Source organism: Bradyrhizobium sp. 192 (assembly GCF_023100965.1).
Lineage (GTDB): Bacteria > Pseudomonadota > Alphaproteobacteria > Rhizobiales > Xanthobacteraceae > Bradyrhizobium > Bradyrhizobium symbiodeficiens.
In genome coordinates this window covers 3,925,775-3,951,532 of sequence record NZ_CP064690.1, presented here as the reverse complement: position 1 = coordinate 3,951,532, position 25,758 = coordinate 3,925,775, and the positions used below count along the sequence as shown (strand labels likewise).

Genomic DNA, 25,758 nt, shown 5'->3' with positions numbered 1-25,758 from the left:
TGAGCCGCGATTACCCCTGTCTGGCACGGACATTGCTCCTCTTTAGAACGATTTGAACGTTCTGGAGGCTGACGATGTTGCAGGCGGCGAATGTGGTTCGCGGGGCTGTTCCCCCGGCAGTCCGGCCTGCAGGCAGCTCCTCGCTGCTGCTCACCGAGAACCAGCGATGGATTGGCGGGCCCCCGCCGCTGATGGACAAGCTCTCCCCGCGCGAGCGGGAGCTGGTGCTGAAGCAGGGCCGCCGAAAAGTGCTCAACCGCGGCCAGACGCTGTTCAGCCAGGGCGGCAAGCATGACGGCATCTGGCTGATCGAGAGCGGCCGTATCCGGGTGTTCTACACCTCCCCGCTCGGGCGCGAGATCACGCTGGCCTATTGGCATGTCGGCAACTTCGTCGGCGGGCCGGAAGTGTTCGAAGGCACCGTGCATCAATGGTCCGGTGTTGCGTCCAGCAATTGCAGCGTCGTGCACCTTCCCGGAAAGGAGCTGCGGTCCCTTGCCGTCGAGATCCCGAACCTTGCGATCGGCCTGATCGAAGGCCTGACGTTCAAGGGCAAATGCTATTCGGCTCTCGCCCAGATGCTGGGAACGCGCTCGATCACGCAGCGCCTTGCGCATCTGCTGCTGCATCTCGTCGAGCTCTATGGCGTCGAGGACGCCGATGGCAGGGTGATCGCGGCCGCCTTCACCCATGCCGATATTGCACACATGGTCGGAGCCACCAGGCAATGGGTCACGATCAGCCTGAAGCGTATGCAGGAAAAGGGAATCGTGTTGACCAAGCGGTCACAGATCGTGGTCTGCCGGACGGACGTGCTGGAGGAGATGCGCGGCCACGCATCCGATTGACCGAATTTGCGACCACCTCCCGTGCACAGGCAAGCGGCTTTATAGTGCAGGACTGCTCAAGGAGTATGCAATCAGCTTTTCCCGGCAACTAATCGACTGCAGCGGTCATTCCGGATTTGCCCTGTCCGGGCGCTCACCCAATCATGGCAACCACAGCACATCCAACCGAATGAGGATGAGAATGGTCCGCCATCTTCCCACGCTCTCGATCGCGACGTCGGTGACGTCGTTGGCCCTCCTGGCCGCGCAGCCGGCCTTGGCGGAAACCGTCACGCTCGGCATCGGAACGCAGGACACCACAACCAACACGGTGACTGCGGGCGTGGTCATCCGCCAGCTCCATCTCCTCGAAAAGTATCTGCCCAAGGACGGCAAATACGCCAACATCAAGTTCGAGCTGGAGTGGCAGAACTTCACCTCCGGCCCGCCCGTCACCAATGCGATGATGGCGAACAAGCTGCAGATCGGCATGATGGGCGACTATCCGCTGATCGTGAACGGCTTCACTTTCGAGAGCAACCCCGAGAGCAAGAGCCGGCTGATCGGCGTTGCCGCCTACAGCCTCGCCGGCTCCGGCAACGGCATCGTCGTTCACAAGGACTCGCCCTATTACGAACTCGCCGATCTCAAGGGCAAGCTCGTCAGCGTGCCGTTCGGCTCCGCCGCGCACGGCATGGTACTGAAGGCGATGCAGGATCGCGGCTACAACTCCGACTTCTTCCAGCTCGTCAGCCAAAGCCCGGAAGTCGGCTCGACCAATCTGCAGGAGAAGAAGATCGACGCGCATGCCGACTTCGTCCCCTTCGCCGAGCTGCTGCCCTTCCGCGGCTTCGCGCGAAAGATCTTCGACGGCGTCGAGACCAATCTGCCGACGTGGCACGGCGTCGTGGTGAGAACGGACTTTGCGGAGAAGTATCCGGAAGTCGTCGTCGCCTATTTCAAGGCGTTGATCGCTGCCAACCAATGGCTGCGCGACGATCCGAAGCTCGCCGCCGAGAAGATTCAGGAGTGGACCGGCATCAACAAGGAAGTCGTCTACATCTTCCTGGGGCCCGGTGGGAACATGACCACCGATCCCACGATCAAGCCCGCTCTGATCGACGCCGCCGCGGCCGACGTCAAGGTGCTACAGAACCTCGGCCGCATGAAGGAATTCGATCCCAAGAAATGGGTCGACGACAGCTACATCCGCAAGGCCTATAGCGAGATGAAGCTCGACTACGACGCGCAGCTCGCCAGCACCAAGAACTACGAGATCTCCGGCGAAGACTCCTTCTGCAAGAAGCCGATCACCGATCCGCGCAAGGCCGGTGAGGTCTGGGTGGACCAGGCCGGCATCATGCCCTTCTCGTCGGCCAGCTGCACGCTGGGCGCCTATGCCGACTACAAGGCCAAGGGCAAGAAGATCAACGTCGCTTACGTCTTCGACACCACGCGCGGCATCAAGCTGTTCGCCGACCAGGCCTTCTTCGCGGTCGGCGATGGCGGCGTCGCCCCGTTCCTGCTGAAAAAGGACGCCGAAGCCTACGCCGCCAAGGTCGGCGGCAAGGTGCTCGGCTTCGACGACGCGGTGAAGGCAGCAGTCAGCGGAGGCAAGACGTGAGCAGCTCCGCCATCCTCAGACAGCCCGAGGACAGCATGCCGGCAACAGCCATTGCAGCGACGGGCCCGGAGCCCGTCGCCAGCCCACCCTCCTTCGGCATGCTCGCGCTGCGCTGGTACCGACTGAACCGCAGCGGCCTGCGCGCCATTGCGATCGGCGTTACCTCGCTGCTGGCGTTCCTCCTGGTCTGGCACCTGCTCACGACCTATCGCGTCGTGTTTTTCGTGCGCTTCACCAACGTCCCCTCGCCACTCGCGGTCTATGCCAGCTTCACCAAGGCGATCCACGACCCCAAATTCCTGTTGCATATCGTCTTGAGCTGTCGGCGCATCCTCATCGGCTTCTCGCTCGCAGCCATCATCGGCGTGCCGCTCGGCCTGATCATGGGCCGCTTCAAGCTCATCCACGAGATCATCTTCCCGGTCGCGGAAGTGCTGCGGCCGATTCCGGCGATCGCCTGGGTACCGATGGCGATCATGCTGTGGCCGACCAACGAGCAGAGCATCGTCTTCATCACCTTCCTCGGCTCGTTCTTCCCGATCCTCATCAATACGCTGCACGGCATGTCGCTGGTCGATCCCGTGCTGGTGCGCGCGGCGCAATGCCTGGGCGCGCGGGAGCGATCGATCTTCCGCGAGGTGTACTTTCCGGCCTCCCTGCCGCACATCTTCACCGGCCTCACCGTCGGCATGGGCGTCGCATGGGTGTCGCTGATCGCAGCCGAGATGATCTCAGGGCAATACGGCATCGGCTATTTCACCTGGGAGGCCTATTCGCTGGTGCAGTACGCCGACATCGCGCTCGGCATGATCGCGATCGGCGTTCTCGGCCTGGGATCGAGCTTGCTGATCCGGGGCGCGGGACAATTGGTGATGCCGTGGAGAGTAAAATGAGCGAGACCCCCGCCAAGGCACCGCAAGGTCACATCGAGGTCACGAACTTTTCCCTCAGCTATGACAGCATCGAGGGACCGGTCCAGGCCGTCACCGACACGCAGATCCACGTGAAACCGGGCGAGTTCGTCTCGATCGTCGGGCCCTCCGGCTGCGGAAAATCCACGCTGCTCAACGCGGTCGCCGGCTTCCTCAGGCCGACCACCGGTATCGTCACCGTCGACGGCGAACGTGTGAGCGGGCCCAGCGCCGAGCGCGGCATGGTGTTCCAGCAATATTCGTTGTTCCCGTGGAAGACGGTGCGGGAGAACGTCGAGTTCGGCCTGAAGATGCGCGGCATGCCGCGCTCGCAACGCGAGCGCGCCGCCCGGACGCTGCTCGGGCTGGCGGGCCTGGAGGCCTTCGAGAAGCACTATCCGGAAAAGCTCTCGGGCGGCATGAAGCAACGCGTCGGTATCGTCCGCGCGCTCGCGACCGGGCCGAAAGTGCTGCTGCTGGATGAGCCCTTCGGCGCGCTCGACGCCCAGACCCGCGTCATCATGCAGCAAATCCTCACCAACATGTGGCAGCGGCTGAAGATCTCGGTGCTGTTCGTCACCCACGACATCGACGAGGCGATCTTCCTGTCCGACCGCGTCTACTGCATGACCGCGCGTCCCGGCTCGATCAAGGCGGAGGTTCCGATTCCGCTGGAACGGCCGCGACAGCAGTCGATGATGATGTCCTCGGAATTCCTGGCGCTGCGCCGCGGGCTGATGTCCCTGATCCGCGAGGAGAGCCTGAAAGCGATGGGCGGCGAGATCAGTGACCTCGGCATGCGGGGATTGGACATCGAGCTGCACGGCCAGTCTTTGGCCGACGTACTTTAGGCGAAAAACACCAGCACGCGCACTGGTTAGACGCTGCGATAGCGCTCGACAGCTGAAAGATCCGGTACTGTTCCGAGCCCCGGATTATCACTCAGCTGAACCCTGCCTTCGCGCACATTGGTCACGGAGCCGCAAAACAGATCACGCAGCGGATTGTCGTTGGCATCGACCTCCAGCCAGCCATCGCCTCCGATGCCGGCCAGCAGATGAGCCGAGGCAAGCAGTCCAATGCCACCGCCGAGATAGTGCGGGCAAAACGTCTTGCGCGCGTCGAGAATATCACGCGCCAGTCCGGCACAGACGGTGAGCCCGCCCCATTTCGCGATATCGGGCTGAACCACGCCAAGCACGTCCTCGGCCAACACCTCCTTGAAGCCCGCGGCGTTTGAAATGTTCTCGCCGGCGGCAATCGGCATGTGCGCGCTCGCGCGCAGTCTTCGCCATTCTTCGCGTGGCCGATCGGCGCGGATGGGCTCTTCCAGCCAGCGCAGATCGAACGCGCCAAGCCGCGGCAGCATCTGAAGCGCCTGCTCGACCGACCAGCCCTGATTGGCATCCGCCGCGAGCATGCCCACGCCGACGATCTCGCGCAGGGCTACCAGATTAGCAAGGTCGATGTCGGCGCCGAAGCCGACCTTCAGCTTCAGCGCGCGATGACCCCGCTCGAGTGCGGCTTCGGCCGTCTGCGTAGCGCCACCGGGATTGATGCCGCTGGCATAGACCTTGATTGTGCTGCCGTGTCCGCCGAGCAGGCGCCACAGCGGCAAGCGACCACGGCGCGCCGAGAGGTCCCATAGCGCGAGATCGATCCCCGCGATAGCCTGTGCGAATGGACCGGGCTCTCCGCATTGCAGCGCGAGAACTTCAGTGCCCCTCGTCAGAGCCTCGAAGGCTTGAGCCGGACCGTCGAACCTGCGCCCCACAAGGCCGGGCGCGAGCACTTCGTTGACGAGCCGGGCGCGATGCTCCGCGCCCGGTGCTGGAAAGTTGGACCAGGCTTCGCCCCATCCTTCGACGCCGTCCTCGTCGATCACGCGAACGAAGACGGCGGGACGGTTGAGCATCTTGCCGAACGACGTGACCACCGGCGTTGCCAGCGGATAACGATAACAGAACGCCTCGATCGAACGGATGGTGAAGCTGTCAGTCATGTTGCAGATCCTGCGAGACGACGCGGAGCCGCCACCATCTCAGTAAGCGCGCGCGAAGTCACCTTCCTGCTTGATATCACTGAAAACAGGATAGCGCGCTCTCCATGCCGTACCCTTGGCCGTGGTCAACTCGCTGAGCCGTTCCAGAACGTTGAGGCCGTCCTTGCGCAGGCTGGCAGACACCGCGGCGCGATCCGGGAAATTCTTCAGCACGGCATCGAGCCAGATGGTGCGACCCGCGAGGAAGCCGCTCGCGCCCGCCGCATAGGAATAGTCGAGCACGCGCTCGAATTTCTCCGGCGCGGCGCCGCCTGACAGCAGCACCCAGGGGATGTTGCGACCGCGGCAGATATCGCCGATCGCATCAAACTCCTTCTGCGCGGCCTTGGCCTCCGCACTGCCGTCACGAGCCGGCAGGCTGTTGGCCGCGAGCGGGCTCTCCAGCTTGAGCAGGTCGACGTTGTATTCGGGCTTCGCAAACTCACGCACGCTGTCGATGACGAGGCCGGGGAGCTTGCCCGGCGATTCCACGTAATCTGCGGTGTGGTTGGCGCTGCCGAGGAACGGATAGACCAGCAGCTCGAGCACGTAGGGAATGTCGTGACGGGCGCAGTCCTCGCCGATCTCGCGCACGAATTTCTTCTGGTGATCGTTCACAGCAACCTCGGCGTCCGGCCGGTACCAGGCCAGCACCTTGACGGCGTCGCCGCCCATGGCGCGGATCTTCTCCACGCTCCAATTGGTAATGGCGCGCGACTTGCGGCCGCCCGCGGTTTCCTCGACGCGGTGTTCTTCCAGCGTCATGATCAGGCCGCAGCGCGGCGGCAGCAGATCGATCGCAGCGGGCACGGCAAAATTGGGGTCGAACAGCATTGAGCTGCAATGCGGCGCAAGGTTCTCGACGAGGAGGCGCTTGGCCGCCGTGACGTCGGAATATTCGACCTGCTCCCGCGTGATGCCTTTTGCCTTGGCGATGGCATCGAACAAGGGCGGCCGCTGGTCCAGCGCGACCATGCGAAAGTGGCCATCAGCGTCAGCAAGCCGTGCCAGGCCGCGGTTCTTTCCAATCGTTCTCATGGCTTCGTCCTCATGAATACAAGACACTCGTTGATATCCGGGATTCCATTGCGGCCGCCAGCGTGGCGGCATTTCATCGCGGCCGAGGCCGCCGAAAACGCCATGGCGGCGCGCACGTCGAGACCGGCGCCGATCCCCAGCGCATAGGCACCATGGAAGACGTCGCCCGCGCCGGTGGTGTCGACGACGTCGACGGCATAAGCGGCTTGCCGGTGCAACTGGCCGTTCTCGTACCAGCTCACGCCCGTCTCGCCGCGCGTGACCGCGATGACGCGGCAGCCGAAGCGGGCGAGGGCTGCCAGGGATTTATCGTCCGTAGAGCCGGCAAAGGCGGCAAGCGCAGGCTCGGAAAAGATCGCGTGGTCGGTCAGCGGCAGCAGCCGCTCGAACACGTCAGGCTCGGCCATGTCACCGTCGAGCACAGTGGGGATGCCGCGGGCGCGTGCTTCGCGGAACAACGTCGCGGCGCCCTCGACCCAACGCGGATCGGCGAGCACGGACGATGCGCGCGAGACGGCTTCGCGGGGGAGCCAGTCCGCGGCTTCGGGATAGAGACCGCGGAAATTCACGATCTGCCGCTCGCCGGAGCTGTCGACGATGACCCCGGAGACGGATGAGCGGCCATCGGCAAACAGCCGGAAATTCTCGACGTCGACGCCTTCCGCGGCGAAGGCCGACTTCATCTCATGCCCGGCAGCATCATTCCCTGCCCGCCCCCAGAACGCGACGGACGCACCGAGCCTTGCCACCGCGACGCTGGCATTGGCGGCCATGCCGCCGCCAAGCGTGCCGTATTCGATGGCCTTGATCTTCTCGCTTCCACCCGCGAACGGCCGATCGACGCGCCAGACCTGATCGAGTGCCGACAACCCGAGACAGATCACGTGCACGGGCCTCGTCCTGGACGCGACGTCCGCGAGCGCCGACAGATCTCCGATGTTGACCAATGCGCTCACCGCACGACCTGTCCATTGGTGGCATCGAACAGATGCGTCTTGCCGGATTGCGGACGCAGCGTGATGCGATCGCCGACCTTTGGCCGTAGCGCCGGATCGACCCGCGCGATAGCGGAGCCGCCGGCGAGATCGAAATGGATCAGCGTATCCGAACCGAGCGGCTCGACCAGCTTCACATCGATGACAATGCCGTCGGCTGCATCGGCGGCAACGGCAAAATGTTCGGGCCGAATGCCCAGCACCGCGTTGCCGACCTCGCTCAGCCGGCTTGCGGTCTCGCCGTCGAGCGGCACCACTGTTCCACTTTGCGAAAGGATCGCACGCCCCTCGCGCCATTCGACCGGGAAAAAATTCATGGCCGGCGAGCCGATGAAGCCGGCCACGAACTGGTTGGCCGGCCGCTCGTAGACCGCCTCGGGCGTGTCGTATTGCTGGATCGTGCCGGCCTGCAGCACCACGATGCGGTCGGCCATGGTCATGGCCTCGATCTGGTCGTGGGTCACGAAGACCATGGTGGTCTTGAGCTCCTGCGACAACGCCTTGATCTCGGCGCGCACCTGCCCGCGCAGCTTGGCGTCGAGATTTGAGAGCGGTTCATCGAACAGGAAGGCCTTGGGATTGCGCACGATCGCACGCCCCATCGCGACGCGCTGGCGCTGGCCACCGGAGAGTTCCTTCGGCTTGCGGTCGAGATACGGCTCGATGTGCAGCAGCGTCGCCGCGCGCTTCACCCGCGCGTCGATCTCCGCCTTCGGCGTTCCCCGCAGCTCCAGCGCAAAGGACATGTTGTCGTAAACCCGCATGTGCGGATAGAGCGCGTAGTCCTGGAACACCATCGCGATGTCGCGCTGCGCCGCCTGCACGCCGTTGACACGCGTGTCGCCGATGTAGAGGTCTCCGGAGGAAATCGGCTCGAGACCCGCGATGATCCGGAGCAAGGTCGACTTGCCGCAGCCGGACGGGCCGACGAAAACCACGAACTCGTGGTCCGCGATCTCCAGATTGAGATCGGGGATCACAGTGAAATTCCCGTAGCGTTTGGTAAGATTGCGGATCGAGATCGAGGCCATGATCGTCAGTCCAGCGCCAGCACGGGCTTGATCAGCTCGCCCTTGGCGAAGCGGGCGAAATTCTCCGGCAACGCCGGGAGGCCGAACTCGCCATCGACGAGGATGCGATATTCGTCCTTGTATTTGCGCAGCAGCTCGACATTCGGCTCGAAATCCGAAACCGGGAAATAGAAAGTCCGGATCATGTAGAAGTCCTTGCGCCGGAACACCTTGCCCTCTTCGATGGTCCACGGCGCGGCGTTCTCGCCGACCAGCACCAGCGCTCCGCGCGGCAGGACGAGCTCGATGCCGAGGTTGCGTGCCGCATGCGCGCCGGAGCATTCCATGATGAGCGCAAAGCGCTTCGAGGTATCACCGACTGAATGTGCTTTTGCACCGAAAGACTGGGCGATCTTCAATCGCGACGCGTTGGGATCGGCGACATAGATGTCGTCGTAGCCGAGCGCGCGAAGCGCCAGCACGACGCCGAGGCCCACAGGCCCCGCTCCCATCACCAGGACCGCACCAGCCTCGTCCGGCGGCACTACGCGACTAACGAACCGCACGGCGTGGCCGGAGGTGCCGATGGTGTCGAGCAAGAGCGGCGCGAGGCTGTCCTCGATATCATCAGGCACCGGCAGCAAACAGTTCTCCGGCACCGGCACGTATTCCGCATAGCCGCCCGGCCTGTTCCAGCCGATCAGGCTGGAGACTTCGAGGCACATTTGGGTGTCGCCGCGCTGGCAGGCGGCGCAGTGGCCGCAATGCAGGGGAATGTAGACGGCGCAACGGCGGCCGTGCAGCCGGTGACCAGGCTGCTCGACGACACCAAAGATCTCATGCCCGGCGGTGAACTCGGCGCCCTGGTGCCAGAGCTTGAAATCGGAGCCGCATAGCGCGGTGCGCAAGATCCGGACCAGCACCTCGCCGGTGCCGACATCGGGCATCGCCACGCGCTCGATGGTGATGCGGTCGTTGCCGTGGAAGACCGCGGCCTGCATGATCGAGTTCGGACGGGGGGATACGTTCATCAAATACCTAGCCTTTCACCGCACCGAGCGTCAGCCCGGACACCAGCCAGCGCTGAACCAGGGCAGCCAGCACCAGCGGCGGCAACGCGATCAGCGTCGCAGCCGCCATGAGGGCGCCCCATTGCGTCGAGCCTTCGCCGATGAAGTTGAAGGCGGCCGCGATCAGCGTCTTGGTGTCACCATTGGAGAGCACCAGCGCAAACAGGAAGTAATTCCAAGAAAACACGAAGGCGAGGATCGCCGATACGGCGATGCCTGACGCAACCAGCGGCATCGCGATGCGCCAGAGGATGCGCGTGACGCTGCATCCATCCACCTGTGCCGCCTCGAACACGCTGCGTGGAATGGCATCGAACGACGGCAGCAGCACCCAGATCACGATCGGCAGCGTGATGACGGCGTGGCTGAGGATCAGCGCGGTGTAGGAGCCGATCATGCCGATTTGCCGGAACATCACGTACCACGGCAACAGGAAGAGCGTGCCCGGCGCCATGCGCGCCGCGAGCGTCAGGATCGCCGGCCACGTGATCCGGGTCCAGGACACGGCGAAGGCGGCAGGAATCCCGAACAGCAGCCCCAGCGCGGTCGAGCCGATGGTGACAATCAGGCTATTGAGCGCATAGCTCAGGAACGGCGTAGTCCTTGTCAGCTCGACGTAGTTGTCCAGCGTCGGCGAGAAGACCAGCGTCGGCGGATAGGCAGTGACCTCGAAGGACGGCTTGAACGATGACAGCACCATCCAGACCGTCGGCGCCATGATAAGCACACCGGCGATCACGAGCTGCACCGTGTTGAGCCAGCGGATCCAGCGATCGGTATTGACGGCATCGTTCATGGCATCACCACGCCACCGCGCCGCGCAGGCGGTTGAAGGCGAGCACGGCGCCGAACACGATCGCAGTCAGCGTCAGCATCAACGCGCTGGCATAGCCGATGTTGAAGAATTCGAATCCGACCCGGAAGCCGTAGATATTGAGCGTATTCGAGGCGTTGCCGGGGCCGCCCTGGGTCGTGATATAGATGATATCGAAGAAGCGCAGGAGATCGACGCTGCGCAGGATGGCTGCAGTGACGATGGTCGGCAGCAGCAGCGGCAGCGTAATGCGCTGGAACGTCTTGAACGGAGATGCACCGTCGATCTGCGCGGCCTCATAGACGCTCGTCGGCAGCGATTGCAATCCGCCGAGCACGATCAAGGCGACGTACGGCGTCCACTGCCAGCTATCGATCAGCGCAATCGTCGGAATCACCCATGTCGGCGAAGCCAGCCAGTCCGAGGGAGGCAGACCGAACGATTGCAGGATATAGTTGGCGGCACCCAGCGACGGATCGAGGATCACCAGCCACATCATGCCGGCCACGACAGGCGGCATCATGAAGGGCGAGATGAATAGCGAGCGCACGATGCCCGGCAGGCGCTTGGCATTGAACAGCACCAGCGCGAGCCAGATGCCGAAGAGGAGCTGCAGCACCAGCGACAGCACGAACAGCGCAATGGTGACCCACAAACCGTGCCAGAATTCGTAATCGGAGATCAGCTTCGAATAATTGGCGAGGCCCGCGAAGGATTGCTTGCCGGTCGAGGAGAACGTCTGAAAGCCGAGCCAGATCGTGTAGACGACAGGGAACGCGATCATCGCGACCGTGAAGATCACGGCCGGCGCGGAGAGCGCGGCCATTTCCAGCTTCTGCCGGTCCTGCGTGAGTGGCGCAGCCGTATCAGACATGTGTTCCTGTCCTCGATCGAGTGAGGTGCCGGCAGGCAGCGAGCCAGCCGGCACCGGGCGGTCAGTTCAGCGCGATCAGCGCGTCCAGCGCCTTGTCGGCATCTGCGCAGGCCTGGTCGATCGGCTTTTGCTTCAGGATCAGATCCTGCACCGCCTGCCCGATGAATTCGCGCGACTGCGGATTGGCGACGATGGGATAGCCGACTTCGGACGAGCCCTTGGTGGCGAGCACGTCGAGCGCGGCCTGCCATTCCTTGCGGACCGGCTCTTCGTCGATCCACTTGCGATACTCAGGGTCCTTGGCGACCGACGGACGCGGCGGGGCAATGCCCTGGAGCGCCATCTTCTTCTGCACTTCCGGGCTGGTCGCCCACTGCACGAAATACCAGGCGGCATCCGGCTGCTTGCTGTGCGAGGACACCGCCATGCCCCAGCCGATCGTGGTCGGCACCTGGCCGGCCTCACCCGCCGGGAACGGCAACAGGCCGGTGTCCTTGAGGCGCGCACCGCCGTCCATGACGGTACGCAGCTCGTTGGAGGATTCGAACGCCATCGCGGCACGGCCGCTGCGATAGAGCGCGGATATCTGCTGGAAGCTGTAATTGACGACGCCGGGCGGACCGAAATCGCGCAGCAGGCGGCTATAGGTGTCGAGCGCCTCCTTGCCCTTGGCCGAGCAGAGATTGGACTTGCCGTTCGCGATATAACTGCCGCCGATGTTGTGCAGCATGTTGCTGAAAGTGTAGGCAACCGCGGGCTTGAGGCCACGCGAGACGAACGGCGTCACGGAGCTGTCGCAGGTCTTGATCTTCTCGGCCGCAGCCTCGACGTCCTTGATCGTCTTCGGCGCCTCGATGCCGCACTTCTTGAAGATATCGGTGCGGTAATAGAAGATCGGACCTTCGAGATTCAGCGGCATGCTGGTCAGCTTGCCGCCGAAAGTCGCCGCCTTCAGCAGCGCCTGGCTCAATCCGGCCGGATCATAGTCCTTGGCCACCTCGTTCTTGGCCATTGCAGTGAGATCGCCGTACCAGCCGGCAGCGGCGAACTGCTCGCCTTCGCGCGAGGGCAGCGTCATGAACACGTCGACCTCGTCGCTGTTCGCATTCATGACCGTGACCAGACGCTGGCGCATCTGCTGTTCCTGGTAGCCGTCGACCTTGAGAGTCATGCCGGTCAGCTTCTCGAAATCGGCCTTGTAGGTCAGCAGCGCCTGCGAGACCGGGTTGTTGTTGGCGAGAAAGGTGACTGTCTTGCCCTTGAACTTCATCCAGTCGAAATCGGCCGCGTGCGCCTGCGCGCTGACGGCAACAATCGCAAGAACAGGCAACGCGACGCGCGTCGCGAGCATCTTGGCCTTCATCGAACTCTCCTCCCGCTGGCGCCTTATGCTGTCGGCACCTTATGAAAACGGTTACATCCTAAGCACCACAGCATCTCTGTCAAGTGATAGACAATCGAACTTTTCTACGGCATTATCGCGGATAATCTCCTTATTGCAGGCCTGAGACGAGATTGTAACGTTACATCATGAACGGGTCGTCCGCCAAATTGACGAAGCAAGGCATCCGCGCCGTCGCGGCGCGAGCCGGCGTGTCGACGGCGTCGGTCTCACGTGCGCTCAACAATCCCGATGCGGTGAGCTCGTCCCTGCGCGCGCGCATCGCGCAGGCTATCGACGCCGTCGGTTACATCCCGCACGCGCCGGCCCGCATTCTGTCATCGCGACGGTCGCGTACGCTGGGCGCGATCGTGCCGACGATCGACAACACGATGTTCGCGCGCGGCATCGCTTCGCTGCAGAAGTACCTCTCTTCGGTGGGCTACATGCTGTTCCTCACCACGAGCGGATATGATCTCGACGTCGAACTGCAACAGGCCCGCAACCTGATCGGCCGCGGCGTCGATGGCCTGGTGCTGCGGGGCGACTGCCATCACGAAGGTTTGCGCAAGCTGCTCGCGGACAATGCGGTGCCTTTCATCAACGTCGGGATCTATCAGCCCGACCGGCCCTACCCTTGCGTCGGCACGAACAACGAAGCGGCCGCCCATCGAGCGGCCGCGCATGTCATCGAACTCGGCCATCGCCGGATCGGAATCGTTTCCGCGCTCCAGCGCAACAACGACCGCGCCGGCGCTAGAGTCGCCGGCTTTCGCCGCGCGCTCGCGGAGAACGGCCTGGAACTGCCTCCGGAATGGCATGTCGAAGTGCCCTATACCCTGGACGACGCGCGCGAGGCAGCCCGCCATCTCCTCAACCTCAGGGACCGCCCGACGGCGGTGGTCTGCGGCAACGACGTCATCGCCTATGGCGTCCTGCTGGAAGCGGAGCGCAGCGGCTTTTCTGTGCCGCGCGACCTGTCGGTCGTCGGCTTCGACGACCTCGACTGGAGCCGCCATCTGCGACCGAGCCTGACCACGATCCACGTCCCAACCGACGAGACCTGGCAGCGAGCCGGAGAATATCTGGTGCGCAACCTCGCCGGCGAGCAGACCATCATGCATCGCGAGGTCGATTTCTCGCTGGTGGTTCGGGAATCCACGGCTCCGCCTCCCCCAATCCTGAAGTGAGATCCTCCGATGAGTGCCAGCTTTTCTCTCACCCCCGGCTTTCATGCCGTCGTGGTCGGCGGTGCCGGCGACATCGGCGCCGCGATCAGCAACCAATTCTGCGATCTCGGGGCGACGGTGACCGCCACAGGCGTCAATGATGCCGATCTCGCACGCTCTCTGCTCAAGCCGCGCACTGGACTTGCGCTCGCGACGCTCGATGTCACGAGCGATGAAGCCGTGGCGTCACTCGCAGCGCAACACCAACGCGTCGATGCGCTGATCAATTGCGCCGGCATCCTGGCGCGGGACAAGGAATACGAGATCGAGACCTTCATGAAAGTGCTCGACGTCAATCTCACGGGCACGTTTCGGACCTGCATGGCGTTTCGCTCTCAGCTGGCGAAGATGAACGGCTCGATCGTCAACATCGCCTCGATGAATGCCACCCTGGCGCTGCCGCGGATTCCGGCCTATTGCGCCAGCAAAGGCGGCGTCGTGATGCTGACCAAGGCGCTGGCCCTGGCGTGGGCCGAAGACGGCATCCGCGTCAACGCCGTCGCACCCGGCTATGTCGAAACCGCGATCAATGCCGCCGGCCGCACCGACCGCGCCCATTATCAGCGCATCGCCGACCGCACCGCCTTCAAGCGCTGGGGACAGCCCGAGGACATCGCCGGTGCCGTCGCCTTCCTCTGCATGCCAGCGTCGCAATACGCGACCGGAACGGTGGTCGCGGTGGATGGCGGGTTTCTGGCGGGGTAGTGGCCGGCGCGGCCGCAGGTGCGCCAGGATGCCGATGATGAGGAACGTCTTCTTGCGGCCGATGAGGTCGCTCAGCGCGCCGACCAGGACCGCGGCGATTCAGCGGCTCGCTGCCGGCAAGCTCGTCGTCTGCTGCGGCATGCCGGCGCGATCGACGAGCAGATCCGTGAGCCCCGCCCCCAGCCACATGCCACCGAGCACGAGCCAGGCGGTGAGTGCGAAGACCGAGGCACCGGTCACGCCGGCGCCAACCGCGCAGCCGCCGGCGAGCATCGCGCCGAACCCCATCAGTACCGCGCCGAGCAGATAGCGGCGCATGCCGAGCCCATCCGAAAATCCCTCGAGCTTCAGCTCATGCGCACGCGCCGCGGCGAGAAACGAGCCGAGAAACACGCCGGGGACGATGCCAAGATCGAAGCCGAGCCGGAGCTGCGCGCTGTTGAGCACCAGCATCAGCAACTCGGCCGACGGTCCGCTGAAGGTGAGGCTCTTCAGCGTCACCGGCGCGAACGAAGCTTGCGACAGCTGGTAGGTGAAGAGCCAGCCGGCGACGACGGCCGTTCCGGCTGCGAGCGCAGCAAGGATCAGCCGGCGCGGCAACCGGCTGCGAAAGGCAAAGGACAGCCCAGCAATCAGCCACACCGCTCCGAAGGCAAGCTTCTCGGGCGTGCCGGCACCGAACATCGCCATGATGTCGCGCGACGGGCCACCATCGACCAGCCACAGATTGGTCACCCATTCGCGCGCGGGCGACAGCAGGCCGCGATAGGAGGCCTGCGCGGTCACCGCAAACACCAGCCCCGACAATAATGCCCGCAGATTGCCATTGGCCGAGAGCACCAGCAGCCGGCTGGCGCAGCCGCGCGCCAGGATCATCCCGCAACCGAACATGACGCCGCCGAGCAGCGCTCCGGAGATGCTTCCCTGCTGCGCGAGCTGACGCGCCTCCGATACGTCGAGCCAGCCGAGCGCGACCAAGCCTTGCGTGCCCACCAGCGCCGCGGCAAAGGTCAGGAGCCAGACCGCAAGGCGCGGCCCGCCCTCGCCGCGGGAGAATTCGACCGCCGCGGCACGCAGACAGAAGCGGCTGCGCTGGGCGAAGAACCCGAACAGGCCTCCGACCAGAAGGCCGCCGAGCCAAGACAGCCAGTCTTCACCCAAGAGATCGATGATCGGCGTCAGCACGTCTGCCTCGGCTGTTCCTGCGAGCATGCAATTCTAGCGATTGGGCCGTCGCTTCCCATGAGCCAGATCAAAGCTCGACACCGCAGGATGCCGGAGCGGCCTCATGGCCGTAGATAGGCATATCCCTGCTGTTGCAGCTCGGCGAGCCGCACCACGCCGCCCTTCTCGGCCACCACGAAGCCGGGCGTGAGGTCGTCCAGCTTGACGCCCTGCGCCTTCATCGTGTTGGCGCAGGCGTCGAAACCAACGCCGGCATCGACGAGCTTCGTCATCATCGCAACGGTGTGCTCCTGTGCCGCGAGCGCGTGGAAGGCTCGCAGCGCCGGCCCGTGCACCACCAGCCTGATGTCGGCCTTCCCAGGTCCGCCGACGCCGTCGACATGGTTCTGCAGATTGCCCAGAACGAAGACGACACGATCGGCATCGGCGAGATGATAGACGACGCGCTGTCGCGCGGACGCTTCCGTCGCCGCGGACGCCTGGCGCACCGCGAAGGCACCAAATAGTCCGGCAAGGCTCGCGCGAAGCATGGATCGACGCTGCATGGTCCCCCTCCTATCGTGTCTGCTTGATGAATTCGGCGATGCGGTCGGCGACGTCTTCCGCGAACAGATCGCGGAAGAAATGATCGGCATCCTCGATCGTGTCGAGCTGGACTCTGCCTCCGCTCGGACCCGCAAGCGAAGCGAAGGCGTCGGCAACGTCGGGCACGACGCTATCCTTGGTCGCGGCGAGCACCAGCACCGGCAGCTTCACGTGCGCCACCAGCGCGGCCGTGTCCTGGCCGGCATCGGCACCGTAGAACGAAGCAAGGGCCCGCGCAGTGACCACGGCATTGCGACAATAGATGAAGCCGGGGACGTCCATCCACTCCCCGCCCGAGCCCGCCGCAACCGCCTTCGTTGCCAGCTCCAGAAACGGTTCGAGCGGCTTGCCGTAGGTCGTGGCGTAGGAGGCGCGCAGATCGGCCTCGGCTCTTGCGGTCACCGGCGCCAGCAGCACCGCACCCGCCACCGGCGGGGCTTCGCCGGCCGCGAGATACCGCGCGACCTGGTTGCCGCCGCGCGAATGGCCGAACGCGAAGACGAGCCGGGACAGGCCCTTCGCCCGCGCCACCCAGGCGCCGATCTCGGCAACCGCATCCCCGACGACATAGTCATGCCGCGCGGCGCAGTCATACATGCCCTTGCGGCGATCGAGCCCGAGCGACAACGTATGAGCGAGCGAAGCGATGCCGCGCTGCTCCAGCGCCTTGGCAACGCCCTGGATGACCTCCATGTCCTTGTGCGCGAGCGTGCCATGGGTCATCACGACGAGCGGTGTGTCCGGTGTCATCGTGGCGGGTGTGCGCAGCGTTGCAAGTGTGGTGCGGCTGTCGACCGACAGTTCGAGCTCCTGCTCGGCCGCATATCCGGACCCTGCGAACGCGAGCAAGATGGCCAATCCCAGCAACCATCGCATCGTCGGCTCTCTCCCCTATGGCCGGACAATCGTCCAGTTCTTCTCCGCAAGTTCCATCAGCGCGGCAACCCCGACTTGTGTAACGCTGACGCCCTCGATCAGCGGCGGCCGCCTATCCTCCTTCGCCGCCAGTGTCTCCAGCGTGTTGCCGCAGGCGATGAAGCTCACATTGGGCATCGATTTCAGGAAGTTCACAAGGCGCTCCTTCACCGGCGATCGGTCCGCGAGCAGCATGTCGAGGCCGCCGTTGAAGGCAACGACCACGATCTCGACGTCCTCGCCCTGCCCGGAATAATGCCGCGAGACGTTGGCGGCGACGTCGAGAACGGCGCGCATCTTGACCGGGTCGTCGTCGCTGATCTGCAGCGCGAGCAGGTGAGGTTCTGCCGCCCGGGCCAGGGCCGGATGGAAGGTGACGAACAGGCCGGCCGCGAGAGCCGCATGCAGCAGCGTGCGGCGGCTCGCCCGGCCGCGTCTCACTCCACGCCCCGCGACTTCTTCTCCTTGCCGTCCTCGGGCGTCACGTCGATGGCGGCAGCGCGCCCGGTGATCTTCACCGGAGCGATGCAGTCCTTCATGCAGGGGTCCTTCTGCCAGAAAGACTTCTCGCTGGTGGCGCGGTCGTCCATCACGAAGCCCTGCTCGTTCGGCATCTTGATCGTGGCAAGGGTCTTCTTGTTCAGCTCGAAGTTCTGATCGGTGATGACGTCGTTCAGATAGAGGACGTAAGCGACCAGCGCGTAATATTCATCGACCGACAACGACCCCGTATTGCCGTAAGGCATGGCGTGCCTGACGTAGTCGAACACGGTGGACGCGTAGGGCCAGTACGAGCCCACTGTCTTGACCGGATTGTCCGACGTCAGCGAGCCCTTGCCGCCGGCCAGAACCGGCCAGCGACCGTTGCCCTCGCCGAACTCGCCGTGGCAGGACGAGCAATTGTCCATGAACAGCTTTTCGCCCTCGGCGACCGTGCCCTTGCCTTCCGGCAAGCCTTGGCCGTCGGGCCGCACATCGATGTCCCAGCCGCGGATCTCGTCCGCAGTCGGCACGCGGCCGATGTGATAGCGGGGACCGCCCTTCGCGTCCACCTTCTGCTGCGAGAGTGCAGGCGCGCTCAGCGCGCAGGCCGTAAGCGCGACGGCGATGAGCTTAAGCGACTTCGACATTCTCGACCTCACCATTGGCCTGCACATGCCAGGTCTGGATGCCATTGTTGTGATAGATGGAGTTGACGCCGCGAATCTTGCGCAGCTCGGCCTTGCTCGGCTGCACGTAGCCGGTTTCGTCCTGCACTCGTGATTGAAGCAGCAGGGGCTCGCCGTTCCAGTCGAACTCGTAGTAGAAGCGCGTCAGCGCTTTGTCGAGAACCGGCCCGTCGAGCCGCGCCGGCCACCAATTGCGACCGCCGTCGAGCGAGACGTCCACGCGCTTGACCTTTCCGTTGCCGCTCCAGGCTAGACCCGAGACGATGGTAAAGCCTTTGCCGTGCTTGATCGGCGCCTGCGGGCTCGGGCTCGTGATCACGGACTTGGCGTCCATCGACCAGGTGAAGCGGCGCGCCTTGCCGTTCGGCATGAGGTCAGTGTATTTCGACGTCTCCTCGCGGGTGTGCCAGGGCTGATCACCGACCTTGATGCGGCGCAGCCACTTGACCCAGAGATTGCCCTGCCAGCCCGGCACCACGAGCCGCATCGGATAGCCTTGCTCGGGATAGAGCGCCTCGCCGTTCATCTTGTAGGCGATGATGCAGTCGTCGAGCGCCTTCTCGATCGGCAGACTGCGATCCATCGCGGCGGCATCGGCTCCCTCGACCAGCAGCCACTTGCCGTTGGTCTTGACGCCGGCTTCTTCCAGCAGGGTGCGCAGCGAGACGCCGGTATATTGCACGCAGTGGATCATGCCGTGAGTGAACTGGCAGCCATTGAGCTGGGCGCCGCGCCATTCCATGCCCGAATTCGCCGCGCATTCCATGAAGTGGATGCGATTGACGCGCGGATAGCGCTTCAGCTCCTCCAGCGTGAGGATGAGCGGACGTTCGACCAGCCCGTGGATCATCAGGCGGTGATCAGCCGGATCAACCTCGGCGATGCCGCCGTGATGGCGCTCGAAGCAAAGTCCGTTCGGGGTAATGATGCCTTCGAGCTCGTGCAGCGGCGTGAAGCTCACCGAGGATTCGCGCGAGGCAGTCAGCCATTCGACGTCGCGCCGCACGACGTCCTTCTCGAATTTCGACGGCTTGCCGTACGGGCGCACGGCGACGCCCTCGCCGAGTGACTTGGTCCACTCGGGGACGTTGGGCGGCTGGTTCGCGGGATTTCCGCCAGCGGCTGCCGGTCTTGCCAGCATCGCGGCCGCGACGCCGGCGCCGGTGGCCAGGAAGCTGCGACGGGATTGGCTGTCTGTGTTCGACATCGCTTCTTACGCTCCGGTAACTTTGACGGCCCTGTTGGGCTCGAGCCGAACGGTTTTCTGTCGCGTCAAATAGTTCGCGACGACGTCCCAGATCGGCGGCCCTTCGGTTCCTTCGTTGACGCTGGCCCAGCCGGCGACCTGGTATTCCCTGGTGGGATCGATCGGCGTGCCGGTCTTGAGAACCTGCATGTCGGAGATACGCTGCCCCTGCGGCTTGGTGACGTCGATCGCGTAAGACAGTCCGCCGATCCGCACCATGTCGCCACCCTGCTGGTAATAGGGATCGACGTTGAAGAGATTGTCGGCGACGTCCTCGATGATCTCCTTCAACCGGCTGCCCGTCATGCCCATGCGGTAGACCGCGGGATAGGTGATCGCGGTAGCGTTCGTGACGTCCTCGAAGGTGATGTCCTGCCCCGGCAGCACGCTGGTGCCCCAGCGGAAGCCAGGCGACAGCGCGATCTCGGCATCGCGCTCCTGCATCAGCGCCTGGCAGATCAGGTCATCAAACGTGCCGTTGAAATTGCCACGCCGATAGAGCAGCGAGTCGGTCTTGCCGAGCACCTTGGCCAGCTCGGACGCGAACGGCTTGCGGACCTCGGCGATCTTCGCGGCCATCTCGGCGTCCGCCGTGATCACATCGGAGAACAACGGAATCAGCTTGTAACGGAACGCCTTGACCTCGCCGTCGCGGACGTCGAGATCGAGCCGCGAGACGAACTTTCCGGAGGAGCCTGATGCGATCAGCAGGGTCTTGCCGACCTTGACGGCCTCGGGCAGCGCGTCATGGGTATGTCCGGTCAGGATGACGTCGATGCCCTTGACACGGGTCGCGAGCTTGCGATCGACGTCGAAGCCATTGTGGGACAGCAACACGACGAGCTGCGCACCACCCTTGCGCGCCTTGTCGACCTGAGCCTGGACGTCCTCCTCGCGCACGCCGAACGACCAGTTCGGAATCATCCAGCGCGGATTGGCGACCGGTGTATAGGGGAACGCCTGGCCGAGCACCGCGATCTTGACGCCGCCGCGCTCGATCATGGTCGAGGCATCGAAGGCCGCCTCGTTCCACTCGGTATCGCGGATGTTGAGGCCAAGGAAGGGAAAGCCGAGCCCGTCGATCGCCTGCTTGACGCGCTCGGTGCCATAGGTGAACTCCCAATGGCCGGTCATGGCATCGGGCTTGAGCAAGGCCATGCAGTCGATCATGTCCTGGCCGCGCGTTTTCAGCGAGGACCATGAGCCCTGCCAGGTGTCACCGCCGTCGAGCAGCGCAACCTTGTCGCCGCGCTCGGCACGGATCGCCTTGATCACGGTTGCGGCGCGATCGAGCCCGCCGATCCGGCCGTAGCTCTTGGCAAGCGCCTCGAAATCCTCCGAGGTCAACGCATAGGCCGCGGACGAGCCGGGCGCGATGCCGAAACGGGCGAGAAACTCCCTGCCGGTGACGTGCGGCGGAAGCCCCTTGGCCTCGCCCACCCCGAGATTGGTCGAGGGTTCACGGAAATAGAGCGGCATCAGCTGGCCGTGGATATCGGTCACGTGCACCAGCGTGACGTTGCCGAGTGGCTCGAACGCCAACAACTCCTTCTCGGTCAGGCGCTGCTGGGCGACCGCCCGGGTCAGGCCGGAGCCGACGCCGGTCGAGAGTGCCGCCGTTGCCGCGGCAACCTGAATGAACTCGCGCCGAGAGATCATGCGCAATACTCCTGCAAGCTCATCGTTTCAGTTGCGAACCGACGGCGTCTCGACCGGCAACCCGATGCCGCGCCAGGCGACATAGAGCTCGAGCGCAAGGAACTCGTCCGAGAGCGGCTTGAACGGCTCGGCGCGCACGTCGAACATGCAGCCCTCGAACCGCTCATGCAGCGGCACCAGGCGTTGGTCGCGCAGCCGATAGGTCGGGAAGCCGTTGGTCTGACCCTGACTCAGGAAGTCCGCACGCATGAACTTTCCGTTGTTGCGTTCGTGGCACGACGCGCAGGCGAGATCGAGCTGTCCATAGCGCGTGTAATAGGTCTGCTTGCCGCGCTCGAACCACGGCGACATCGGCCCGTCGGTCTTCACCGCCACCGGCATGCCGTGCGATTGGTATCGCACGAAAGTGGTCATGTCGGTCAGCTCCCTGGTTTTGAATTTCCAGGGCTCCGCCTTCATGTGCTCGCTGCGGCAGATGTTGATGCGCTGCTCGAGATTGACCGGCTTCTTGAGCTTGTCGTCCCATTTCGGCATCGCCGCGCCGACGCCCTTCATGCTGGTCTCGGCCTCGCCGTGGCAGCTCATGCAGGACTTGCCTTCGCTCCCCTCGACCTTCTTCCAGGCATCCGCCGCGCGCTCCACCGCGAGGAAGCCCGGGTTCTCCAGGTCGTCGTCCTGCAGGGCTCGCGTTTCCTTGGTGCGGAACTGGTAGCCGGAGATGATGGTCTTGAAGACGTGTCCGGGAGGCGCCGGGATGCCCTTGCGTTCGGCCTCCTGCGCGGAGGCGCACGTCGCCCATGATGCGGCCGCGGCAATCGCGACAACTAGTCCAATATAGCGCGACAGCATCCGCCCTCTCCCTCGAAGCTCTATGGCATTACGCCTTGAGCGCGATCTTCTCTTCGGCCGTGATCACCGAGCCGTCGTCATCGGTCCAGGCGAACTTGAACGTCCCGGCTTCGTCGATCCTGGCGTCGAACTGGATGTAGGGGTTGGCCGAGATCGCCGGTTCGAGTGCGCAGGAGAACACCGGCTTGCCGTTGAACTCGCAGGTGAACTTGTTGATGATCTTGCGCGGTATAGGCTTGCCCTGCGCGTCCTTGCGCTGGCCCGACTCCATGACATGCGAGACCAGGGTCTTGATCTGGATGATTTCGCCCTTGGCTGCTTCCTTGGGAAGCTTGAGGCGCGGTTTCTCTGCCATCGTCCGTCTCCTTTAGCTTAGCCGCCGCAGCCGCCGATTGTGACCTTGACGGTCTTCTGCTCCGTGAACAGCGAACCGTCGCTCATTTTTGCGACCGCAACCACGTTCTGCGTGGTGGCGAGCCGGATCCGGATCGATGCTTCCGCCTTGCCCGAGAGCGGCGTGAACATCAGCGTCGCGACACCGGCGTTCGGATTGCCGTCCGCGAGGATCATGACTTCCTTGACATAGGAGTCCGCGGTCATCGGGCTTTCCACCGTGAGCGACAGAGGCACGGTGTTGCCGTTTTCCGCGATCTCAGGCAGGTCGAGCGAGATCTTGCCCTTGACCGGTTGCTTGCCGCCGGTGAACTTCTCGATCCACTTCGCCGCGTCGCCCGTCACTTCGGCATCGGCCGCCATGGGCATCAGGGTCAGCATGACGAAGCCGCCCCCGAGCGCAAATGCCTGCCGTCGATTGATGGCTTTCATTCCTTAGTCCTCCTCGCCGTCAGTTCAGCGTCTTGAGATAGGCGACCACGTCCTCGACCTGCGCGGCCGTCAGAATTGACTTGCCGACGAACTCCGGGCGCACCCGGCTAAGCCCCTCGTTCCTGAAGAACGCCGGCATGACGGTGTCGGTGAAGATGCGCTTGGGATCGGCGATGATGAGGCGCAATTGCGCCTCGGTGTAGCGGCCGGCGACGCCGTCGAGCGACGGGCCGAACTCGCCATGGAAATCCTCGGACTTCAGGCTGGTAACCTGGTGGCAGGCCAGGCAATTGCCGAGCGTGCGCGTCAAGAACACCTTCTTGCCGGCATCGGGATTGCCCGGCGCACCGGTCAAGGATTTGGGTAACGCGTCATTGACGACATCTAGCTTGATCGGCTCCTGCGCGCAGGCGCTTCCGGCCGAGAGACATAGTGCAAACGCAGCCGCGAGCGAGCGCCGCATGTTTCCTACCCTTATGGCGAGGTGACGCCCGCCTCGTTTTGCGATGGACTCACGATCCATCAAATTCAGCTATTATGATATGTTCATATGAACGGCGGCGTCAAGCGAATTTCGAAACAGGCTCTCGGTCAGCCGTTCGCGGCCAGAAAATCCCGGAACGAGCCGCGCTCATAGGCGCGCTCCCGCACGAAGCGAAACATCGCCAGGAAGTGCGGCGGCTTGAGATAACCCGGGGCGCGGGCAACTTCGCGCGCCATCGCGTCCTTTGCGTCGAGACCATCAGGGGACATCGGAAAGAACTGAAAAGTCGGAGTGAACCGGATCCCGTATTTCTGGGCGAGCTCTTTCTCTGATAGTTCCTGGCGATCGAAGTCCGTCACCTTGCGCGAACCGATCAGATTGAGTTGCAACACCTCGAAATTGTCGCGGATATAGCTCGCGATGCCGGCATCGGCGAAGTTGACCAGATGCGTCTCGCGGCAATAGGGGCAGCCCCGCAGCTCCCACATGATGGCGAGGCGCTTGCCGCCGGCCGCCGCGCTCTCCAGGTCCTCGCGCAGATCGAGGAAACTCTGCAAAAACCAGGGCTCGTGATAGAGCCCGTCTTCTCCGACCGTGGGCTCGGTCGCCGCCGCGCGGCGGCCGGCCAAAGCCGCGCTTGCCGCGAATGCCAGGAGGCCGCGGCGTGTCAGCCCGGGAAGCGACGTCGGGATTTCGTGCGTCGGAAGATCTTGCGCGTTGCTCATTTTCATTATGATATTCGAATACACGAATGTGACAAGGAGATCCGATCTTGCGCTGCACCATCGCGCTGTTGGCGTGGCTGGCCTCGACCACGCTCGCGCCCGGCGCGGAAGCCGATAGACCTGCGGATGTCGCATCGGCAATGGCGCCGATCATGGCCAATCTGCGCACTGCCGCGAGCTATGCGCGCACCGGAAATGTCGCGCTGACACAGATCGAGACCGACGAGGCGATCGCCCGGTGGAAACGGCTCGCTCCGAACGCGTCCGGTGCCCTGCCCGCCAACGCGCCGGCCGGATGGCCGGGGTTTCTCGACCGGGGTCACGAACGACTGACCACGGCGACGGGCGCGCTGGAGCGAGGCGACACTGTCGCCGCCGGCCGTGAGTTACTTGCGCTTCGACAGGCTTTTCACGCGCTCAGACGTCACGCGGGACTCTACGATCTCGGCGATTGCATCTTCGAGATCGCGCCCGCCATGGAGACCTTGCGTGTCGCGGCCATCAGATATGGCGAACAACCGGCACTGGCGAACGCTGAGGAAACCGTTTCCGCCGCAGGCGCGTTCCGCGATCGGCTCGTACGCTGCAACGAATGGGCAAATAGCGAGATCGCCGCCCAGGGCGAATTTCGTCGCCTGATCGACGGCGCAATCGCCAGCAGCAGCGCGATCGCCCATGCCGTGATGGCGGGCGACGGCCCCCTGGTGCATCGTTACCTGATCGAGCTGCAGTCCTTCGCCCAGTTGCTCGACTTTCGCTACGGCTAGCCTCAGCCGATGCTGGTCAATCCAGGAAAATGCTCGAGCAGCCATTCCGAGACCGCTGGCATCAATCCGGTCAGGAACATCAGGCCGGTCGCGACCAGGAAAACGCCCATCGTCTTCTCGATCAGGCCGAGATGCCGGCGCACACGGCCGAGCGCGGCGATGAAGCGGCCGGTGAAGGCCGCCGCGATCAGGAAGGGAATGCCGGTCCCGACCGAATAGGCGAGCAGCAGCAGCGCCCCTCGCCCGGTCGTGTCCTCCGATCCCGCCATCAGCAGAACGGCAGCGAGGATCGGGCCAGCGCAGGGCGTCCAGCCGAACGCAAAGGCCAAGCCCATGACGAAGGCCCCCGCCACGCCGGCCGGGCGGTTGTCGACCTGCACGGTCGCGCTGCGATAGAGCAGCGGAATCCTGAGCAACCCCAGAAAATGCAGGCCCATCACGATGATCAGCCCGCCGGCGACGATGCCGAGCGTCGACAGATGTGCGGAGATGAAGCGTCCCGCGATCGACGCGGTGGAGCCGAGCGCGACGAACACCAGCGAAAAGCCCGCCACGAAGGCCAGAGCGGAGATCAGGATCCGCGGCCGCAGATCCGGCCGGTCGCCGGACAGATCCGTGACCGAAACACCGGCCATGTAGCAAAGGAAGGGCGGCACTAGAGGCAGGATGCAGGGCGACAGAAACGACAACAGGCCCGCGACAAAGGCCGCACCAAGCGTGACATCCAAGGTCATTTCCGCCCCATCCCTAGCACATATACGAATTTAATGATATAAGACGTCAAGGGCGTTTGGGAAGCAAGTCCGCCAATCAAGCCCGCAAAGGCCCGA

At 64.1% G+C, this 25,758-nt stretch carries 28 protein-coding genes; 7 read left to right on the top strand and 21 right to left on the bottom strand.

The window, feature by feature from the left end; translation table 11 throughout:
* Window positions 1–74 precede the first annotated feature (74 nt).
* The 4 genes from IVB24_RS17920 (at window position 75) to IVB24_RS17905 (ending at window position 4,213) form a co-directional block, all read left to right on the top strand.
* A complete protein-coding gene (locus tag IVB24_RS17920) occupies window positions 75–848 on the top strand; it encodes a Crp/Fnr family transcriptional regulator (protein ID WP_094974879.1) in 774 nt (257 codons plus the stop codon).
* A gap of 181 nt (window positions 849–1,029) precedes the next feature.
* Window positions 1,030–2,451, top strand: coding sequence for an ABC transporter substrate-binding protein (locus IVB24_RS17915; protein WP_166474738.1), 1,422 nt, complete (start codon window positions 1,030–1,032; stop codon window positions 2,449–2,451).
* On the top strand, window positions 2,448–3,344 hold the full coding sequence (locus IVB24_RS17910) for an ABC transporter permease (RefSeq protein ID WP_094974881.1): 897 nt from the start codon (window positions 2,448–2,450) through the stop codon (window positions 3,342–3,344). The genes IVB24_RS17915 and IVB24_RS17910 overlap by 4 nt, the downstream gene beginning before the upstream one ends.
* Window positions 3,341–4,213 (top strand): ABC transporter ATP-binding protein, encoded by an 873-nt coding sequence (locus IVB24_RS17905; RefSeq protein ID WP_247773968.1) that lies wholly within the window; start codon window positions 3,341–3,343, stop codon window positions 4,211–4,213. The genes IVB24_RS17910 and IVB24_RS17905 overlap by 4 nt, the downstream gene beginning before the upstream one ends.
* A 26-nt stretch (window positions 4,214–4,239) precedes the next feature.
* Here the strand turns inward: IVB24_RS17905 and IVB24_RS17900 are convergent, their stop codons facing one another.
* The 8 genes from IVB24_RS17900 to IVB24_RS17865 form a co-directional block, all read right to left on the bottom strand.
* Entirely contained in the window at window positions 4,240–5,364 is a 1,125-nt protein-coding gene (locus IVB24_RS17900; RefSeq protein ID WP_247773967.1) for a mandelate racemase/muconate lactonizing enzyme family protein, read from the bottom strand.
* A 39-nt stretch (window positions 5,365–5,403) separates the two neighbouring features.
* On the bottom strand, window positions 5,404–6,441 hold the full coding sequence (locus IVB24_RS17895; RefSeq protein ID WP_247773966.1) for a tagatose 1,6-diphosphate aldolase: 1,038 nt from the start codon (window positions 6,439–6,441) through the stop codon (window positions 5,404–5,406).
* On the bottom strand, window positions 6,438–7,397 hold the full coding sequence (locus tag IVB24_RS17890) for a sugar kinase (protein ID WP_247773965.1): 960 nt from the start codon (window positions 7,395–7,397) through the stop codon (window positions 6,438–6,440). The genes IVB24_RS17895 and IVB24_RS17890 overlap by 4 nt, the downstream gene beginning before the upstream one ends.
* Complete coding sequence (ugpC, locus tag IVB24_RS17885) at window positions 7,394–8,467, bottom strand: sn-glycerol-3-phosphate ABC transporter ATP-binding protein UgpC (protein WP_247773964.1); 1,074 nt, start codon at window positions 8,465–8,467, stop codon at window positions 7,394–7,396. The genes IVB24_RS17890 and ugpC overlap by 4 nt, the downstream gene beginning before the upstream one ends.
* A 5-nt stretch (window positions 8,468–8,472) precedes the next feature.
* Window positions 8,473–9,477 (bottom strand): zinc-binding dehydrogenase, encoded by a 1,005-nt coding sequence (locus tag IVB24_RS17880; RefSeq protein WP_247773963.1) that lies wholly within the window; start codon window positions 9,475–9,477, stop codon window positions 8,473–8,475.
* 7 nt (window positions 9,478–9,484) lie between these two features.
* On the bottom strand, window positions 9,485–10,312 hold the full coding sequence (locus tag IVB24_RS17875; RefSeq protein WP_094974888.1) for a carbohydrate ABC transporter permease: 828 nt from the start codon (window positions 10,310–10,312) through the stop codon (window positions 9,485–9,487).
* Between the two features lie 4 nt (window positions 10,313–10,316).
* Window positions 10,317–11,204 (bottom strand): sugar ABC transporter permease, encoded by an 888-nt coding sequence (locus tag IVB24_RS17870; protein WP_247773962.1) that lies wholly within the window; start codon window positions 11,202–11,204, stop codon window positions 10,317–10,319.
* 61 nt (window positions 11,205–11,265) lie between these two features.
* Complete coding sequence (locus IVB24_RS17865; RefSeq protein ID WP_247773961.1) at window positions 11,266–12,567, bottom strand: sugar ABC transporter substrate-binding protein; 1,302 nt, start codon at window positions 12,565–12,567, stop codon at window positions 11,266–11,268.
* A gap of 167 nt (window positions 12,568–12,734) precedes the next feature.
* On the opposite strand from IVB24_RS17865, the gene IVB24_RS17860 reads away from it, so the two are divergent.
* Window positions 12,735–13,775 (top strand): LacI family DNA-binding transcriptional regulator, encoded by a 1,041-nt coding sequence (locus IVB24_RS17860; RefSeq protein ID WP_094975110.1) that lies wholly within the window; start codon window positions 12,735–12,737, stop codon window positions 13,773–13,775.
* A gap of 9 nt (window positions 13,776–13,784) precedes the next feature.
* Entirely contained in the window at window positions 13,785–14,519 is a 735-nt protein-coding gene (locus IVB24_RS17855; RefSeq protein ID WP_094974891.1) for an SDR family oxidoreductase, read from the top strand.
* A gap of 99 nt (window positions 14,520–14,618) precedes the next feature.
* Here IVB24_RS17855 and IVB24_RS17850 read toward each other — a convergent pair whose 3' ends face one another.
* The 12 genes from IVB24_RS17850 to IVB24_RS17795 all read right to left on the bottom strand — a co-directional run bounded on the left by IVB24_RS17850 (window position 14,619) and on the right by IVB24_RS17795 (window position 24,167).
* Window positions 14,619–15,704 (bottom strand): YeeE/YedE family protein, encoded by a 1,086-nt coding sequence (locus IVB24_RS17850; RefSeq protein ID WP_247774118.1) that lies wholly within the window; start codon window positions 15,702–15,704, stop codon window positions 14,619–14,621.
* A gap of 101 nt (window positions 15,705–15,805) precedes the next feature.
* Window positions 15,806–16,249: a DsrE family protein gene (locus tag IVB24_RS17845; RefSeq protein WP_094974892.1), complete on the bottom strand. Its 444-nt coding sequence runs from the start codon at window positions 16,247–16,249 to the stop codon at window positions 15,806–15,808.
* Between the two features lie 10 nt (window positions 16,250–16,259).
* Window positions 16,260–17,165 carry an alpha/beta fold hydrolase gene (locus IVB24_RS17840; RefSeq protein ID WP_247773960.1) on the bottom strand — a complete coding sequence of 302 codons (906 nt, stop codon included), beginning with the start codon at window positions 17,163–17,165 and terminating at the stop codon, window positions 16,260–16,262.
* A gap of 15 nt (window positions 17,166–17,180) precedes the next feature.
* The gene (locus tag IVB24_RS17835; protein ID WP_247774117.1) at window positions 17,181–17,615 is read right to left on the bottom strand and encodes a DsrE family protein; all 435 of its coding nucleotides are present in this window, start codon (window positions 17,613–17,615) and stop codon (window positions 17,181–17,183) included.
* Window positions 17,616–17,641: 26 nt separating this feature from the next.
* Window positions 17,642–18,334 carry a cytochrome c gene (locus tag IVB24_RS17830; protein ID WP_166469791.1) on the bottom strand — a complete coding sequence of 231 codons (693 nt, stop codon included), beginning with the start codon at window positions 18,332–18,334 and terminating at the stop codon, window positions 17,642–17,644.
* Complete coding sequence (gene soxC, locus IVB24_RS17825) at window positions 18,318–19,580, bottom strand: sulfite dehydrogenase (RefSeq protein WP_247773959.1); 1,263 nt, start codon at window positions 19,578–19,580, stop codon at window positions 18,318–18,320. Before soxC ends, IVB24_RS17830 begins: the two co-directional genes overlap by 17 nt.
* A 6-nt stretch (window positions 19,581–19,586) precedes the next feature.
* Entirely contained in the window at window positions 19,587–21,278 is a 1,692-nt protein-coding gene (soxB, locus tag IVB24_RS17820) for a thiosulfohydrolase SoxB (RefSeq protein ID WP_140478422.1), read from the bottom strand.
* A gap of 27 nt (window positions 21,279–21,305) precedes the next feature.
* Window positions 21,306–22,127 carry a sulfur oxidation c-type cytochrome SoxA gene (soxA, locus tag IVB24_RS17815; protein ID WP_247773958.1) on the bottom strand — a complete coding sequence of 274 codons (822 nt, stop codon included), beginning with the start codon at window positions 22,125–22,127 and terminating at the stop codon, window positions 21,306–21,308.
* Window positions 22,128–22,155: 28 nt separating this feature from the next.
* Window positions 22,156–22,482 (bottom strand): thiosulfate oxidation carrier complex protein SoxZ, encoded by a 327-nt coding sequence (gene soxZ / locus IVB24_RS17810; RefSeq protein ID WP_094974899.1) that lies wholly within the window; start codon window positions 22,480–22,482, stop codon window positions 22,156–22,158.
* A gap of 17 nt (window positions 22,483–22,499) precedes the next feature.
* Window positions 22,500–22,952, bottom strand: coding sequence for a thiosulfate oxidation carrier protein SoxY (gene soxY, locus IVB24_RS17805; RefSeq protein WP_094896300.1), 453 nt, complete (start codon window positions 22,950–22,952; stop codon window positions 22,500–22,502).
* Between the two features lie 19 nt (window positions 22,953–22,971).
* Window positions 22,972–23,415 carry a sulfur oxidation c-type cytochrome SoxX gene (gene soxX, locus IVB24_RS17800; RefSeq protein WP_162848637.1) on the bottom strand — a complete coding sequence of 148 codons (444 nt, stop codon included), beginning with the start codon at window positions 23,413–23,415 and terminating at the stop codon, window positions 22,972–22,974.
* A gap of 128 nt (window positions 23,416–23,543) precedes the next feature.
* Window positions 23,544–24,167 carry a thioredoxin family protein gene (locus IVB24_RS17795; protein WP_247773957.1) on the bottom strand — a complete coding sequence of 208 codons (624 nt, stop codon included), beginning with the start codon at window positions 24,165–24,167 and terminating at the stop codon, window positions 23,544–23,546.
* 146 nt (window positions 24,168–24,313) lie between these two features.
* Here IVB24_RS17795 and IVB24_RS17790 point away from each other — a divergent pair, with 146 nt between their 5' ends.
* A complete protein-coding gene (locus IVB24_RS17790) occupies window positions 24,314–24,928 on the top strand; it encodes a hypothetical protein (RefSeq protein ID WP_247773956.1) in 615 nt (204 codons plus the stop codon).
* Between the two features lie 2 nt (window positions 24,929–24,930).
* Here the strand turns inward: IVB24_RS17790 and IVB24_RS17785 are convergent, their stop codons facing one another.
* Complete coding sequence (locus tag IVB24_RS17785; RefSeq protein ID WP_247773955.1) at window positions 24,931–25,662, bottom strand: cytochrome c biogenesis protein CcdA; 732 nt, start codon at window positions 25,660–25,662, stop codon at window positions 24,931–24,933.
* Between the last annotated feature and the right edge of the window lie 96 nt (window positions 25,663–25,758).

Excerpts from the sequence above, each read along its gene's own strand:
- IVB24_RS17920 (WP_094974879.1), top strand. The coding sequence starts at position 75 with ATGTTGCAGGCGGCGAATGTGGTTCGCGGGGCTGTTCCCCCGGCAGTC.
- IVB24_RS17915 (WP_166474738.1), top strand. The coding sequence starts at position 1,030 with ATGGTCCGCCATCTTCCCACGCTCTCGATCGCGACGTCGGTGACGTCG.
- IVB24_RS17905 (WP_247773968.1), top strand. The coding sequence starts at position 3,341 with ATGAGCGAGACCCCCGCCAAGGCACCGCAAGGTCACATCGAGGTCACG.
- IVB24_RS17900 (WP_247773967.1), bottom strand. The coding sequence starts at position 5,364 with ATGACTGACAGCTTCACCATCCGTTCGATCGAGGCGTTCTGTTATCGT.
- IVB24_RS17895 (WP_247773966.1), bottom strand. The coding sequence starts at position 6,441 with ATGAGAACGATTGGAAAGAACCGCGGCCTGGCACGGCTTGCTGACGCT.
- ugpC (WP_247773964.1), bottom strand. The coding sequence starts at position 8,467 with ATGGCCTCGATCTCGATCCGCAATCTTACCAAACGCTACGGGAATTTC.
- IVB24_RS17880 (WP_247773963.1), bottom strand. The coding sequence starts at position 9,477 with ATGAACGTATCCCCCCGTCCGAACTCGATCATGCAGGCCGCGGTCTTC.
- IVB24_RS17875 (WP_094974888.1), bottom strand. The coding sequence starts at position 10,312 with ATGAACGATGCCGTCAATACCGATCGCTGGATCCGCTGGCTCAACACG.
- IVB24_RS17870 (WP_247773962.1), bottom strand. The coding sequence starts at position 11,204 with ATGTCTGATACGGCTGCGCCACTCACGCAGGACCGGCAGAAGCTGGAA.
- IVB24_RS17865 (WP_247773961.1), bottom strand. The coding sequence starts at position 12,567 with ATGAAGGCCAAGATGCTCGCGACGCGCGTCGCGTTGCCTGTTCTTGCG.
- IVB24_RS17860 (WP_094975110.1), top strand. The coding sequence starts at position 12,735 with ATGAACGGGTCGTCCGCCAAATTGACGAAGCAAGGCATCCGCGCCGTC.
- IVB24_RS17855 (WP_094974891.1), top strand. The coding sequence starts at position 13,785 with ATGAGTGCCAGCTTTTCTCTCACCCCCGGCTTTCATGCCGTCGTGGTC.
- IVB24_RS17845 (WP_094974892.1), bottom strand. The coding sequence starts at position 16,249 with ATGCAGCGTCGATCCATGCTTCGCGCGAGCCTTGCCGGACTATTTGGT.
- IVB24_RS17840 (WP_247773960.1), bottom strand. The coding sequence starts at position 17,165 with ATGCGATGGTTGCTGGGATTGGCCATCTTGCTCGCGTTCGCAGGGTCC.
- IVB24_RS17830 (WP_166469791.1), bottom strand. The coding sequence starts at position 18,334 with ATGTCGAAGTCGCTTAAGCTCATCGCCGTCGCGCTTACGGCCTGCGCG.
- soxC (WP_247773959.1), bottom strand. The coding sequence starts at position 19,580 with ATGTCGAACACAGACAGCCAATCCCGTCGCAGCTTCCTGGCCACCGGC.
- soxB (WP_140478422.1), bottom strand. The coding sequence starts at position 21,278 with ATGATCTCTCGGCGCGAGTTCATTCAGGTTGCCGCGGCAACGGCGGCA.
- soxA (WP_247773958.1), bottom strand. The coding sequence starts at position 22,127 with ATGCTGTCGCGCTATATTGGACTAGTTGTCGCGATTGCCGCGGCCGCA.
- soxZ (WP_094974899.1), bottom strand. The coding sequence starts at position 22,482 with ATGGCAGAGAAACCGCGCCTCAAGCTTCCCAAGGAAGCAGCCAAGGGC.
- soxY (WP_094896300.1), bottom strand. The coding sequence starts at position 22,952 with ATGAAAGCCATCAATCGACGGCAGGCATTTGCGCTCGGGGGCGGCTTC.
- soxX (WP_162848637.1), bottom strand. The coding sequence starts at position 23,415 with ATGCGGCGCTCGCTCGCGGCTGCGTTTGCACTATGTCTCTCGGCCGGA.
- IVB24_RS17795 (WP_247773957.1), bottom strand. The coding sequence starts at position 24,167 with ATGAAAATGAGCAACGCGCAAGATCTTCCGACGCACGAAATCCCGACG.
- IVB24_RS17790 (WP_247773956.1), top strand. The coding sequence starts at position 24,314 with ATGGCCAATCTGCGCACTGCCGCGAGCTATGCGCGCACCGGAAATGTC.
- IVB24_RS17785 (WP_247773955.1), bottom strand. The coding sequence starts at position 25,662 with ATGACCTTGGATGTCACGCTTGGTGCGGCCTTTGTCGCGGGCCTGTTG.